We start from the raw sequence: 13,771 nt of genomic DNA, 5'->3' as shown, positions 1-13,771 counted from the left end.
CGTGACCGCTTGCCTCACGGTGGTGTCGCTGCGCTTCCACCACGGCCACCCCACTGCAGCTTGGTGCCACCTGTCAAACGCCCCACGCCCTGCCTCCCAGCCATTTGGGACGCTTCCACCAGGTCCCATCGCGCCCCGGCTCGCAGGCGAATGACGCTCATGCCTTCCGTCGTCGCCTCGCGGCGGCCTTCTCAAGCCCTTCCCGCTCGATGTCGTCCCACTCCCCGGCGGTCAGAGGCGCGGCGGACGGACCGCCCTCGATCCCCTCCCTGAGCCGTGTCTCGAGCGCCTGCCTGTCTTCCCGCTTCTGCACCTCCCGGATGACGGAGCGCAGATATTCGCTAACCGTCCCGAACCCCTCCTTGCGGGCCTGGGACTCCACAAAGGCCTTCATCTGGTCCGGCAGCGAGATGTTCATGGTCGCCATGGCAGGGCCCCCTCCCGGTGCACACGACCAGGCCTGGCAAACCTTGCCAAGGAGAGCCTCCGGTGCTCGAGAGGGGGCGGGGGCAGACATGGCGACCGGCCGAGATCATTGCTTCGCCTTCAGATGTTCATCAAACCAGGCGAACGCATCCTTCTGCATCTCCCGGTCGAACTTGTGGCCGCCGCCGTAGAAGTTGCAGCGGTAGGCGGCGGCCGCGCCCCCCTTCGCGAAGGTCTCGCGGAGGATGTCGTCGGCGCGATGCATCTCGGGCAGGGTGTAGAGCCCGTCCTCGTTGCAGTTCAGGACCATGGTGGGCCGGGGGGCCCGCAGGGCCAGGATCTCGGGGAAGTCCAGGTCGCGGGGCAGGAGCGGGACGTAGGCCATCCAGGTGTGCGTATGGCACTTGTCGAGGAGGAAATCCCGCCAGGTGGTCATGAAGCCGACGGCGACGCAGCAGGCGATCCGGTCGTCGAGGCCGGCCAGGAAGACGGTGCGCATCCCGCCGCCGGAGAGCCCGGCGCAGCCGACGCGTCTCGAGTCGACCTCGGGGCGGGCGCAGAGGACGTCCAGGGCCCGCTGGTCCTCGACGACGTAGGCGCCGGGCCAGGTGGTCCCCGCGCTGATCAGGGACTTCTCCATGATGTCCTCGTGGGCGCCGGCGAACTTGTTGTAGCGCTTGATGCCCTCCGCGTCGTCGGGCTCGGGGTCGATCCCCTCCTCGCGGATCCGGGGCGGGACGTCGGCCACGCGGACGCGTCGGCTCGCGAACGGGAAGGTGTCGTGGACGAGGACCGCGTAGCCGCGTTTGGCGATCTCGTTGGCCCAGGCGACGCCCCCGTAGTACTCGTCCTGGTGGGTCGCCACCGTCCGGGTCGGCGCGTCGCCGGCCCTGGCGATCTTCCGCCAGCCCAGGAACTTGTTCCCGCCGTGATCGTGGAGCCCCAGGATCGCCGGCAGCGGCCCGGATGCGCCGGCCGGCTTCAGGAAGACGGCCTCGGTCCGCGGCCCCCCGCCGGGGAGCTGCCACGACAGCCGCTCGACGTGCAGGCCCTCGAATTCCCGCGTCGACTCGACCCGGACCTCGGGCCTGCCCCCCTGGTCCACCGGCGCAATCCGCTCCCAGGCCCGCTCCCGCGCCACGGCCCGCCACTCGTCGAGCGACTTCCACCGCCCCGTCCGGAACGAGAGCCGCGCCGGGCCGTCGCCCAGCACCTTCCCGGAGAGCCAGGGGCCATACGCCCCCACCATGTTGGGCCGCACGTCCGCCCCCCCGGCCGCGTCCTGCGCGACCGCCGGGCGGCCCGGGGCCGCCGGCAGGATCAGGGCCACCAGCATCGCGACGCGACACGATCGAACAATCATCAACATGTTTCCATCCTATCGGACAACGAGCGGGATGAAGCCGCGGGCTTCACCATCCGGCACGGCCGCCGCCCGGTCAAGGATTTTCGGCCCAAGTCGACGTCATCGACCGCCTCGCCCGCCGTCAGGTCCCCCCCTCGGGGCCGGCGAAGAGGCCGATCAACTGCGGGACGGCCGCGTCGAACCCGACCACATCCATCATCCCGGCGTCGTCCGGATCGGCGATGGTGAACCCGGAAGACACCATGCCCACCACGATCAGCTTCGCCGCGATGCCCGTGCGGTCCCGGTATCGCCGCAGTGCCTCGACCGGGTGGATGGCGCCGTGCCAGGTCTCGCTGTCCGTGTAGACGACGAAGACGTCCGCGGCGAGCTTCCGCTCCAGCGCGTAGAGCATCGGCAGCGAACAGTCGGTCGGCCCCATGGGCAGGTCGCTGACGATCCTGATCGCGTCGTCCAATCGTCGATCCGGGCCGATCGACAGCGGCTCGACCCCTCCATGGCCGGCGCCGGCGCGATACCGCGAGCCGCCGGCGGAGGAGGCGGAGAACCCTCGGCCGGTGAAGCCGATGACGTGATGATCCGCCTCGGTCGCCGCCGTGACGAGGGCCATCGCCGCCGCGGCATCGCGGGCCGACAGGCCGGGGATCCCCGCGATCGCACCCCACGCCATGCTCCCCGAGACGTCCAGGGCCAGGAGCCAGCGCCTGCGGGTCGGCTCCGCGTTGCGGAAGGCCGCGTAGAAGGCCCCGTCCAGCGCATCGACGATCTCGGGGACGGGCGTCCAGACGCCTTGCCCACGCGCGCCGCGTCCCGAGGCGTAGGTCCTCAGGGCGGCGAGGAGGGCGATCGGGTGGAGGCGGGAACGCGCGAGCCCCTCCGGATCATCGAGCGCCGAGACGACTCGTGCCGCCGCGGTCGAGCCCGGCGTCAGCAGGCCGAGGCGCGTCATGGTCGCGAGATTGCGGACGAGCGCGGCCAGGGGCATCGTCACCAGGAGAGCCTCCCAGACGCCCGGATCCGTCAGCCATCGGGTCGGGACGCACTCTCGTGGCAGGCCGTATTTGCGGACCAGCCGGATCACCTCTCCCGGCGCGGCCGCCCGCTTCGCGGCCTCGTATCCCGCGAGGATCGCGAGCGGGGACGAGGCGTCCTCGGGGCCCGGCTCGAGCCCCTTGCCGACCGCCCACCGCAGGGCCGCGTTCGACGACCCCGTCGCCCTGACGTGGCACAGGCGGAGCAAATCCTGGTGCGACCAGCCGCCGCGACTCTGATACTTGCCGAGCTGATGGGCGAGCTCCCGCGGCGCCTTCGCGGTATACCAGTCGCCCACCGCCCGGCGCAGGGCGCGTCCCCAGCCCCGGAACGTCCCGATCGCGTCGGCGAACCGGAACAGGTGCGTCCCGGTCCGGCAGACCCGTGGCAGGGCCGCGAGCGCCAGGGCCCTCGTGGCGGGGCTGGCCGCACCCGCGGCCATGGCGAGGGCGAGGATCGCCGGGTCGTTCTTGAGCGCCCGCCCCTCCTCGCTGATCGCGACGATCCGCGCCACGGTGCGCGGGCCGTCCGCGTGCAGGCAGCGCCGGACGGCCTCCGCGTTCTCGGCCGTCAACCGCCGCTCGGTCGCGTAATAGCTCCCCCCCTCGACGCCGAGGACCAGGAACCGGTCGAGCCTGGTCCAGTCGTCCACGGCGAACGCGAAGCCGCCGGCGTTGTTCCGGGACTGGGGCATGCCGGGCATCGGCTCGGATTGCGGGGCCGGAGCCCGACGAGGCGGGTCGAGCTCGTCGTCGGAGGCGTCCAATGGCAGGGCCTCGGATCGAATATTGTGAAGACGTATTGAAAACTATGATTCGTCGGGGATGGTGCGGCGAGACCCGGGTCATGCCGGTCTCGCCGCACCTCCTCCGCTCGCGGGGGATGAGCCCGCATCGCCGGCCGGGGCCGGCGTCATCGGAACCTCCACCGGTCGTCTCGGTTCGCAGAGATAACCTTCGCCTGCGGCTCGCCGGCATCGGGGCCGGGCGAACAAGGGAGTGGAGAAGGAGAAGGCCGTCCATCGCATCGGGGATGCCGGACTCGAGTCAACGCGACCGGCCGAGATCCATGCCCGACGAGCCGAGGCCCCCGCGGGCTCCCCAAGGTCATGGCCGCTCACTCCTTGGAACGAGGAGGCCGGCGGAGCACTCGTCCCGAAATTCCTCCCGGAGCTTTTGCGATGAGCATCCGGCTCGCCGATGGAGTACAAAGGAATTTGCTGCAATGTCCAAACAATTGGTGCCCCCCCATGGCGACCCGTCGCGTCCTCGTCTCCTGGATCGGTTATGCCGACTTCCGCGCCCTGGCCGCGACCTTGCCGGAGGACCGGCAGGCCGAGGTCCTGCGCGGGCTGAATCCGCCGACGCCGCTGGTCGGCGAGGCGGGACCGCTCCGGACGTTGCTCGACGCCGAGCGGTTCGACGAGGTGCATCTCCTCACCGGCCACACCGGCCCGCGCAATCGGCTGTACGCGGAGTGGGTCGGCGGCGGGCCGACGCTCCACGCCGTCGCGGTGAATGACCCGACCGATTACGCCGAGATCTTCCAGCTCGTCGACTCCCGGCTCGCGGCGATTGTCCGCGTCCCCCGCGAGGCCGGCGTCGAGCTGTGCGTCCATCTCAGCCCGGGCACTCCGACCATGGCGGCGGTCTGGTTGCTGCTCGGGAAGAGCAAGTACCAGCCGGTCACCTTCTACCAGACCCACGGCGGGCGGGCCTGGGTGACCACGGTCCCGTTCGACCTCGTCGTGGACTATGTGCCCCAGGTCCTGCGGGACGCGGACGCCCGGCTCCAGTCCCTCGCCGCCGAATTGCCGCAGGACGTCCAGGGATTCCGGGAGATAGCCGGCGAGAGCGCCGGGATCCGTCTGGCCGTCGGCCGGGCGCGGCGGGCCGCCCGGCGCGACGTCTCGGTCCTGATCCTGGGGGAGAGCGGGACCGGCAAGGAACTCTTCGCGCGGGCGATCCACGAGGCCGGTCCGCGCCGCGAGGGCGCCTTCGTGGCCATCAACTGCGCCGCCCTCTCCCGCGAGCTGCTGGAGAGCGAGCTCTTCGGCCACCGGAAGGGGGCCTTCACCGGGGCCGACCGGGACCGGGACGGGGCGTTCGCCGCGGCCGACGGCGGCACCCTGTTCCTCGACGAGATCGGCGAGTGCGACCCGGCCATGCAGGCCAAGCTGCTGCGGGTGCTGCAGCCGCCCGACGGCAGCCCGTGCCGCCGGGTCTTCTCCCGGGTCGGCGATTCCCGGCCGCTGACGAGCGACGTCCGGATCGTCGCCGCCACCAACCGCGACCTGCTCGAATCCGTCACCCGGCACGAGTTCCGAGAGGACCTGTACTATCGATTGGCGGTCGTCACCCTCAAGCTCCCGCCGCTCCGCGAGCGGCGCGGCGACGTGGCGATGATCGCCGGGCGGCTGCTCGACCGGATCAACCGGGAATTCGCCCGGCAGGAGCCGGGCTTCCGGCCCAAACGTCTGTCCGCCTCGGCCCTCGGCTTCGTGAGGCGGCACGCCTGGCCGGGGAACGTCCGGCAGCTCTACAACACGCTCGTCCAGGCCGCGGTGATGACCGACGGTGACCTGATCGATCGGAGAGACCTCGACGACGCCGTGGCCGAAATCCCGGGCCGCCCCCCCCAGGACCTCATGGAGCTACCCCTGGGCGAGGGATTCTCGCTGGACCGGCTCCTCGAGGACATCCGCCGCCACTACCTGCAACGCGCCCTGACGGAAGCCGCCGGGGTCCAGCGCCGCGCCGCCGAGCTCCTCGGTTACCGGAACTACCAGACCCTGGCGGCGCAACTGGATCGGCTCGGGATCAAGAAGGACAAACACTGACCGCGCCCGGCTTGCAGGCCGGCCGGGACGCGGGCCCGGCGGCCCCGGAGCCGTGCAGCGAACCGGGACGATGCGTCAGGCACCGCCCTGCGGCGTGTCATTCCTCGCGGTACTCCTTCCAGGTCTTCATCACGTCGAGGCCGGACAGGGCGAGCAGATGCCGGCACAGATTCCGGTAGTCGGCCGTCTCCGTCGACCCCCAGCGATCGACGATGTGGTACTTGCCCGCCCTCACGGTTTCGACGATGAGCTGGTCCCCGTCCTCGCCATCGAGCAACGGGTCGGAGGTGGTCGGCAGGTCCCACGGCCTGGCCCGATCCAGGAGCCGCCGGACTTCCTTCCACTCCGCGTCGTTGAGCTTCCGGCGGATGGAGGCGATGACCTTGCCGGGCTCATAGCCGCCCTTGCCGTCGAGGAGGACGGCATGCAGCATGCCCCCGCCGTCCGACTCGACCAGCCGGACCGCCGCCGGGTGATGGAACGTCGGCAGCCACAGGAACCGGTACGTCGTCGCGGCCGGGTCCTTCCGGGAGAGCGCCCACAACGACGGCTCCTTCATCGCCGCCAGGTGCTTCGAATACCAGTCCACCGTGAAGTCGTTCGCCCCCCGATCCCGGTCGAAGACGAGGTCCGGGAAGTAGGGCTCGTCCGCCACCGCCGCGCGGGCGACGAGGGGGGCCACGACAAGCAGGACGATGCCCATGAATCGTCGCGCGGAGATCGGCACTGACCGCATGGCTCGACCTCGATGGACCGGAGGATCGGCGCGAATGCCGGATGCCGCCACGTCCGGCGATTCTACCATGCCGGTGAAGTCTGACACTTGCAGGGCGTCTCCATCGCGGCGCGGCCGGACCAGATCGGCTCGGCCGCCCACGGGTCGGGTCGGGGCGCCTCGCATCGCCTCGCATCCTCACCCGAACCGCTGCTTGCGGAAGTCGCGGGGGGAGACGCCCATGACCTTGCGGAAGATCCGCGAGAAGTAGTAGGGGTCGTCGTAGCCGACGGCGCGGGCGACCTCGGCGATGGCCAGGCCCTCGACGTCGAGCAGGGCGCAGGCGCGCTGGACCTTCAGGTGGATGAAGTAATTCACGGGCGTCATCCCGGTCTGGCGGCGGAAGACGGCCGAGAATTGCGGCACCGAGAGGCCGGCGCGGCGGGCCATGGCCGCGAGCGAGAACGGCCGGCCGATCCGGTCGAGCATGCCGTCGATCCAGCCGGCGACGTCGTGCCGCGAGGGGCCCCGCGCGGCCGCGTCGTACGACCGATTCTCGAAGAAGAGCAGCCCGAGCAGGTGCCTCAGCGCGTGCGAGAGGTAGCACAGGACCGACCCCGACAGGCCGCGGTCGAGGCTGGCGCAGGCGCCTCGGAAGACCTCGATCATCCGCCCCATGGTCCCGGCCGCGACCGGGAGCCGACACTCGCCGTCGGGCAGGAGCCGGAGGTAGTAGTCGGCGTCGTCGCCCAGGAAGTGGACCCAGTGGATCGACCAGGGATCCCGATCCGAGGCCCCGTAGGCGTGGGCCGCCCCCCGCGGGATCAACAGCGCCTCGCCGGCGCCGAGGCGGCCCTCGCGGCCCTGGACCTGGTAGAGGCCCTCGCCCGCCTCGCAGAGGATCAGGATATGTTCGCCCGCCCCCTCGTCCCGCCGCCGCCCGTGGCCGGCGGCGCGGGGATACCAGCCCAGGTCCGTGACGTACAGTTCGCGGACCGGGAAGTGGCGGGCCTCCCTCGCCAGCAGCGGCCGGGGGAGCACGTGCATGATCTGCCCCGCGAAACCGTCCGGGCGCCGGGTTTTCTCCAGCAACGGGACGCCACGGGCCATTTCCTGGGTTCGGGACTCGTCGTCGATCATCAGATCGTCCATCTCCGCGCGGACTTTTCTCCATTGTGACGGCCCGCGGGGCCTTCGACAATCGGGGCGTCGTGCGAGTTGGCGAGGACCTCCCGGGGAGGAGACCGATCATGAACGGGGCGGCCGGCGGGTCGGCGGTGCAAGCCTGGTCGGAGCGGGTCGTCATCCCGACGTACACGGTCGGCACGCCCGACCGGAACCCGATGTTCCTGGAGAAGCGGGTCTACCAGGGATCGAGCGGCGCCGTGTACCCGCACCCGGTCATCGACCGGATCGAGGGGCGTCGCGTCGAGAGGGCCTACACGGCCGTCTTCCTGGAGAACGAGTACCTCCGGATCATGGTCCTGCCGGAGCTCGGCGGCCGCGTCCAGATGGCGGTCGACAAGACCAACGGATACCACTTCGTCTATCACAACCGCGTGATCAAGCCGGCCCTGGTGGGGCTCTGCGGGCCCTGGATCTCCGGCGGCATCGAGTTCAACTGGCCGCAGCACCACCGGCCCAGCACCTTCGAGCCGCTGGACTGGGCGATCGAGGCCGGGCCCGACGGCGCGCGGACGGTCTGGTGCTCCGAGGTCGAGCGGATGTCGCGCACCCAGGGCCGGCACGGCTTCAGGCTCCATCCCGGCCGCGCCTACCTCGAGGTCGAGGTCCACCTCGTGAACCGGACCGACGAGCCGAGGTCGTTCCTCTGGTGGGCCAACCCGGCCGTCCACGTGCACGACCAGTACCAGTCGGTCTTCCCGCCGGACGTCCGCGCGGTGATGGACCACGGCAAGCGCGCGGTGTCGGATTTCCCGATCGCCACCGGCACCTATTATCACGTGAATTATGCGCCCGGGACCGACATCTCGCGATACGACACGATCCCGGTGCCGACGTCGTACATGGCCCACCACTCCGATTTCGACTTCCTGGGCTGCTACGACCATCGCGCCCGGGCCGGGCTGCTCCACGTCGCGGACCACCGCGTCGTCCCGGGCAAGAAGCAGTGGACCTGGGGCAACGGCCCGTTCGGCCACGCCTGGGACCGGCAGCTCACCGACGCCGACGGGCCCTACATCGAGCTGATGTGCGGCGCCTTCACGGACAACCAGCCGGACTTCACCTGGATCATGCCCGGCGAGGAGAAGACGTTCACCCAGGTCTTCCTCCCCTACAAGGAGATCGGCCCGCCCCGGAACGCCGGCAGGGACGCCGCCGCCAGCCTGCACGTCCGCGACGGGGTCGCGCGGATCGGCGTCTACGCCAGCTCGCGGCGAACGCTCGCGATCCGGCTCCGTCGCGGCGAGGAGACCCTCTGCGAGGTCTCGGCCGAGCTCGCCCCCGAGCGGGCCTTCCTCACGTCCGTGGCGCTGCCGCCGGGGACCGATCCGGGCGAGCTGACGCTCCGCGTCCACGACGGCGAGGAGGAGCTGGTGGCGATCGAGCCCCCGAGCGGCGAGCCCGCCCCGGCCCCGCGGCCCGCGACCGCGGCGCGGCCGCCGGCGGAGATCGCCTCGGTCGAGGAGCTCTTCCTCAACGGCCTCCATCTCGAGCAGTACCGGCACGCCACGTATTCGCCGCTCGACTACTACCTCGAGGCGCTCCGCCGCGACCCGGGGGACAGCCGCTGCCTCACGGCCGTGGCCCGGATCCGGATCGGCCAGGGGAAATTCGCCGAGGCCGAGCCGCATCTCCGCGCCGCGATCGGCCGCCTGACGCTCCGGAACCCGAACCCGTATGACGGCGAGCCCTCGTACCAGCTCGGCCGCTGCCTGCTCTACCAGGGCCGCCTCGACGAGGCGTACGACGCCTTCGCCAAGGCCGGCTGGACCGACGCGTGGAAGGGCCCCGCGGCCTTCGCGATGGCCCGGCTCGCGGCCCGGCGGGGGGACCTCGCCCGGGCGCTCGGGCACCTCGACGAGGCGGAGGCCCGCGGCTCGCACGTCGGCCAGGCCCGCCACCTGAAGGCCGCGATCCTCCGCCGGCTGGGGCGGACCGAGGAGGCCCGCCGCGAGGCCCGGCGGGGGCTCCGCTCCGATCCCCTCGAGCTGGGCGCGGTGCGGGAGTCCGGCCCCGATTCGGCCCCGGGCGACGGGGTTTTCCGGACCTTCTGCGGGCTCCCCACCCGGGCGATCGAGCTGGCCCTCGACTGCGCCCACGCCGGCCTCTTCGACGAGGCGATCGACCTCCTCGACGCCGGCGCCCGGGGCGACCTGATGGCGGCCTACTTCGCCGCCTGGTTCCGGACCCTCGCGGGGGACGACGACGCGGCCCGGGCGATCCTCGGGTCGATCGCGTCGGCCTCGCCGGGCTACTTCTTCCCGAACGAGCTCGAATGCGTGCCCGCCCTGGAGTCGGCCCTGCGGCTTGACCCGGAGGACTGGAAGGCGGCCTACGGCCTGGGCAACTTCTGGTACGGGCATCGCCGCCACGAGGAGGCGATTGCCGCCTGGGAACGCTGCGCGGCGATCCGCCCGGACTTCCCGACCGCGCACCGGAACCTCGGCCTGGCCCTCGTCAACGCCCGCAAGGACGACGCCCGCGGCCTGGCCGAATACGAGACGGCCTTCGCGCTGGGGCCGGACGACGCCCGCGTCTTCTTCGAGCTCGACCAGCTCCGCAAGCGGACGAACGAGGGCCCGGCGTCGCGGCTGGCCCGCCTGGAGGCACGCCCCGACCTGGTTGCGTTCCGGGACGACCTGACGATCGAGCGGGTGACCTTGTTGAACGCGCTGGGCCGCCACGACGAGGCGCTCTCGGACCTGCTGGGCCGGACGTTCCACCCGTGGGAAGGGGGCGAGGGGAAGCCGGCCGGCCAGTACGTCCAGGCGCTGATCGGCCGGGCGAGGGCCCAGCTCGCGGCGGGCCGGCCGGACGAGGCCGTCGCGTCGCTCCTCCGCGCCCGGGAATACCCGGAGAACCTCGGCGAGGGCAAGCTGCCGGGCGCCCGCGAGAACCACGTCCTCTACTGGCTGGGCCGGGCGCACGCGGAGGCGGGGAACGAGGCCGAGGCGGCCTCGGCCTTCGAGGCCGCGAGCGAGGGCCAGGTCGAGCCCGCGGAGGCCCTCTACTACAACGACCAGCCCCCCGAGATGATCCTCTACCAGGGCCTGGCCCTCCGGGCGCTCGGCCGCGGCGAGGAGGCGGAGCGGCGGTTCGAGGCGCTCGCCCAATTCGGCCGCGACCACCTGGGTCAGAACGTGGCGATCGACTACTTCGCCGTGTCGCTGCCGGACTTCCTCGTCTTCGAGGACGACCTCCGCCGGCGGAACGACACCCATTGCCATTACCTGATGGGACTGGGCCGCCTCGGCCAGGGCCGGCGGGACGAGGCCCTCGCGGCGTTCGACCTCGCGCTGGCGCTCGATGCCAGCCACTTCGGCGCCTTGATCCACCAGCCCATGGCGACGACGACGGAGGCACGGCCATGACGCTCATCCGGGCGAGGCTCACGCCTCCTGGCTTCAGCAGCCCTGTCGCGCGTGGCAAGTCTCCGGGTGGCTGTGGTGGACGCGCAGCGACACCACGGGATCGCCTCGGCTCGACCGACGGCGGTCGCTTCACCCACAGGCCTCGCCGATCCCGTGGCATCGCCTTCGGCTCTGCCACAGCCACCCGGAGCCGTCACGCAGCCGGACACCTCGCCGCCCTGATCCATCGGCCACTCGCCGCGGCGACGGAGGCGAAGCCATGACCGCCTCGATCGAACCGACGCGATGGCTCGGCCGGTGGCCGGCCTTCGCGCTCGAGAACGCCTCGATCCGGGTCGTCGTCGTGCCGGAGCTCGGCGGCAAGATCGCCTCGGTGAAGTCGCTCCGCACCGGCCGGTCCTGGCTCTGGAGCAACCCGGACCTCCCCGTGGTCGCGGGGCGGCCGGGGGCCTCGTACGTGGCCGATCACGACGTCGGCGGCTGGGACGAGATCGTCCCGACCGTCCATCCCTGCCGGCTGCCGGGCTCGCCCTGGGGAGACGGGATGCTCACGGACCACGGCGAGCTCTGGTATCGAAGCTGGAGCCTGGCCGAGCCGCTCGCGAAAGACGAAGGAGGGCAGGGGGCTTCGCTCAACCTGGCCGTCGAGCTCCCCGCGCCGGCCGTCCGGTTCGCCCGGCTTCTCCGGCTCGATCCCGACCGGCCGGCCTTCCGCCTCGAGTATCAACTGACGAACCTCGGCGACGAGGCCGTGCCGTACCTCTGGGCGGCGCATCCGCTCTTTCGCATCGAGGACGGCATGACGATCGAAATGCCGGCGGGGACGATCGCGCGCGTCACGGCGGCGATCGGGGCCGCGGAGCCGGCCCTCCACGAGCCGTTCGCCTGGCCGCTTGCGCCGGAGGCCGGCCGGGCGGTGAAACTGTTTGCGGAGCTTCCCGCCGAAGCCTGGGTCCGCCTGACCGCGACCGGCGGCGACGAGTCGCTGCGGATCGCGTGGCGCGGCGACGAGGTCCGCCACGTGGGCCTCTGGATCAACGAGGGGGGCTGGTCGGGCCTCGGCGCCGGCTCCCCGCCCTATCGGAACCTCGGCATCGAGCCGACGACCACGGCCGGCGATCGGCTCGACGAGGCACTCGCCGGGGCTGGGGCCGGGGCCGGGGGCGGGGCCGTCCGCCTCGCCCCGGGGGAGTCCCGGCGCTGGTCGCTGGACGTTTCCATCGGAGGTGTATCATGCGACGATCGCGACGAGTCCTTTGCCGCCTGACGATGACGATGACGCTCCTGGCGCTGGCGGCGGCGACCGCGCGCCCGACGGCCCTGGCGGGGCCGCCCGGCGAGGCGGACATCCTCACGCCCCGGCCGGGCCCGGCCCCGGCGATCCGCGGGCCGAAGGCCTACGGCTGCCGGCCCGGCCATCCGTTCCTCCACCGGATCCCGTGCACCGGCCGCCGGCCGATCCGGTTCAGCGCCGAGGGCCTGCCCGCGGGCCTGACGCTCGACGCCGACACCGGCGTGATCTCCGGGCGGGCCCCCTCGGCCCCCGGGACGTTCGCGGTGGTCCTCTCGGCCTCGAGCGAGCACGGCCGATCGACCCGCCCGCTCCGGATCGTCGTCGGCGACACGCTGGCCCTCACGCCCCCCATGGGCTGGAACGACTGGTACACCTGGACCGACCGCATCACCGACGCCCGGATGCGGTCCGCGGCCGACATCCTGATCGGCACGGGCATGGCCGATTTCGGCTATGAATACATCAATATCGACGACTGCTGGATGGTCCGGCCGGGGTCGTCGGACCCGGAGCTCGGCGGCCCGGCCCGCGACGACGCCGGGGCGATGCGGCCGAACGGCCGCTTCCCGGACATGAAGGCGCTGACGGATTCCATCCACGCCCGAGGGCTCAAGGCCGGGCTCTACACGAGCCCCGGCCGGACGACCTGCGCCGGGTTCGCCGGCAGCTATGAGCACGAGGAGGTCGACGCCCGCAAGTATGCCGAGTGGGGCTTCGATTTCCTCAAGTACGACTGGTGCTCGTACACCGACGTGGCGGGGGGCAGCGACCGCGCGCACCTGGTGAAGCCCTACGCCCTGATGGGCGGGCTCGTCGGGCGGCTCGATCGCGACATCGTGTTCAACCTCTGCCAGTACGGGATGGGGAACGTCTGGGAGTGGGGGGGCGACGTCGGCGGCCAGTGCTGGCGGACCACCGGGGACGTCGGCCTCGAGAAGGCGGACCACCTGCCGGGCTTCTACCGCGTGGGCCTGAGCAACGCGGCCCACGCCCGAAATGCCGCGCCGGGCCGCTGGAACGACCCGGACTACCTGCTGATCGGCGTCGTCGGCAAGGAGCATTGCGGCCTGACCGCGAACGAGGAACACTCTTACATGTCGATGTGGTCCCTGATGGCGGCGCCGCTGTTCTACTCGGGCGACATGGAGAAGCTGGACGCGTTCACGCTGAGCGTCCTCTGCAACGCGGAGGTCATCGACGTGGACCAGGACCCGCTGGGGATCCAGGCCCGGGTCGTCCGCAAGTCGGAGTCCGACCTGGTGCTTGCCAAGCCGCTGGAGGACGGCTCGATCGCCGTGGGCCTCTTCAACCTGGGCGAGGAGCCGCGGGAGCTCGCCGTGTCCTGGGCCGAGCTGAAGCTCTCCGGCGAGCATCGGGTCCGCGACCTCTGGAGGCAGAAGGACCTCGGGACGGCCAGGGAGAGTTACTCCGCCCGGGTCGACCGCCACGGCGTGATGCTGGTCCGGCTGGCAGGCCCGCGGGCGTGATAGGGGCCTTCTCTTCCCGCTTGTGGTGCATGCGTCCCGCCCCGACAGCCCGCCCG

The 13,771-nt window shown here is 71.8% G+C and carries 9 protein-coding genes; 4 read left to right on the top strand and 5 right to left on the bottom strand.

The features are described from left to right. Positions 1–157: 157 nt before the first annotated feature. From G6O54_RS22000 to G6O54_RS21990, 3 genes are all read right to left on the bottom strand, one after another. Positions 158–427 carry a ribbon-helix-helix domain-containing protein gene (locus tag G6O54_RS22000; protein WP_165228072.1) on the bottom strand — a complete coding sequence of 90 codons (270 nt, stop codon included), beginning with the start codon at positions 425–427 and terminating at the stop codon, positions 158–160. Between the two features lie 105 nt (positions 428–532). Beyond that, complete coding sequence (locus G6O54_RS21995; protein WP_250847025.1) at positions 533–1,795, bottom strand: alpha/beta hydrolase family protein; 1,263 nt, start codon at positions 1,793–1,795, stop codon at positions 533–535. Positions 1,796–1,913: 118 nt separating this feature from the next. Further along, the gene (locus G6O54_RS21990; RefSeq protein ID WP_205678982.1) at positions 1,914–3,518 is read right to left on the bottom strand and encodes a TROVE domain-containing protein; all 1,605 of its coding nucleotides are present in this window, start codon (positions 3,516–3,518) and stop codon (positions 1,914–1,916) included. A gap of 555 nt (positions 3,519–4,073) precedes the next feature. Between G6O54_RS21990 and G6O54_RS21985 the strand changes: the two genes are divergently transcribed. Then, positions 4,074–5,663 carry a sigma-54 interaction domain-containing protein gene (locus tag G6O54_RS21985; protein WP_165228070.1) on the top strand — a complete coding sequence of 530 codons (1,590 nt, stop codon included), beginning with the start codon at positions 4,074–4,076 and terminating at the stop codon, positions 5,661–5,663. A gap of 97 nt (positions 5,664–5,760) precedes the next feature. On the opposite strand, the gene G6O54_RS21980 is transcribed toward G6O54_RS21985, so the two are convergent. Together G6O54_RS21980 and G6O54_RS21975 are read right to left on the bottom strand one after the other, a co-directional pair. Beyond that, complete coding sequence (locus G6O54_RS21980; RefSeq protein ID WP_165228068.1) at positions 5,761–6,399, bottom strand: hypothetical protein; 639 nt, start codon at positions 6,397–6,399, stop codon at positions 5,761–5,763. Positions 6,400–6,576: 177 nt separating this feature from the next. After that, positions 6,577–7,518 carry an AraC family transcriptional regulator gene (locus G6O54_RS21975; RefSeq protein WP_165228066.1) on the bottom strand — a complete coding sequence of 314 codons (942 nt, stop codon included), beginning with the start codon at positions 7,516–7,518 and terminating at the stop codon, positions 6,577–6,579. Positions 7,519–7,628: 110 nt separating this feature from the next. Between G6O54_RS21975 and G6O54_RS21970 the strand changes: the two genes are divergently transcribed. The 3 genes from G6O54_RS21970 (at position 7,629) to G6O54_RS21960 (ending at position 13,715) form a co-directional block, all read left to right on the top strand. Next, positions 7,629–10,934, top strand: a complete 3,306-nt coding sequence (locus tag G6O54_RS21970) for a DUF5107 domain-containing protein (protein ID WP_165228064.1) — start codon at positions 7,629–7,631, stop codon at positions 10,932–10,934. Positions 10,935–11,193: 259 nt separating this feature from the next. Then, positions 11,194–12,201 carry an aldose epimerase family protein gene (locus G6O54_RS21965; RefSeq protein ID WP_165228062.1) on the top strand — a complete coding sequence of 336 codons (1,008 nt, stop codon included), beginning with the start codon at positions 11,194–11,196 and terminating at the stop codon, positions 12,199–12,201. After that, positions 12,168–13,715, top strand: coding sequence for a putative Ig domain-containing protein (locus G6O54_RS21960; protein WP_165228060.1), 1,548 nt, complete (start codon positions 12,168–12,170; stop codon positions 13,713–13,715). Before G6O54_RS21965 ends, G6O54_RS21960 begins: the two co-directional genes overlap by 34 nt. Positions 13,716–13,771 lie beyond the last annotated feature (56 nt).

The organism is Aquisphaera insulae, assembly GCF_011064615.1.
Lineage (GTDB): Bacteria > Planctomycetota > Planctomycetia > Isosphaerales > Isosphaeraceae > Aquisphaera > Aquisphaera insulae.
This window is presented reverse-complemented; position numbering and strand designations above follow the sequence as displayed.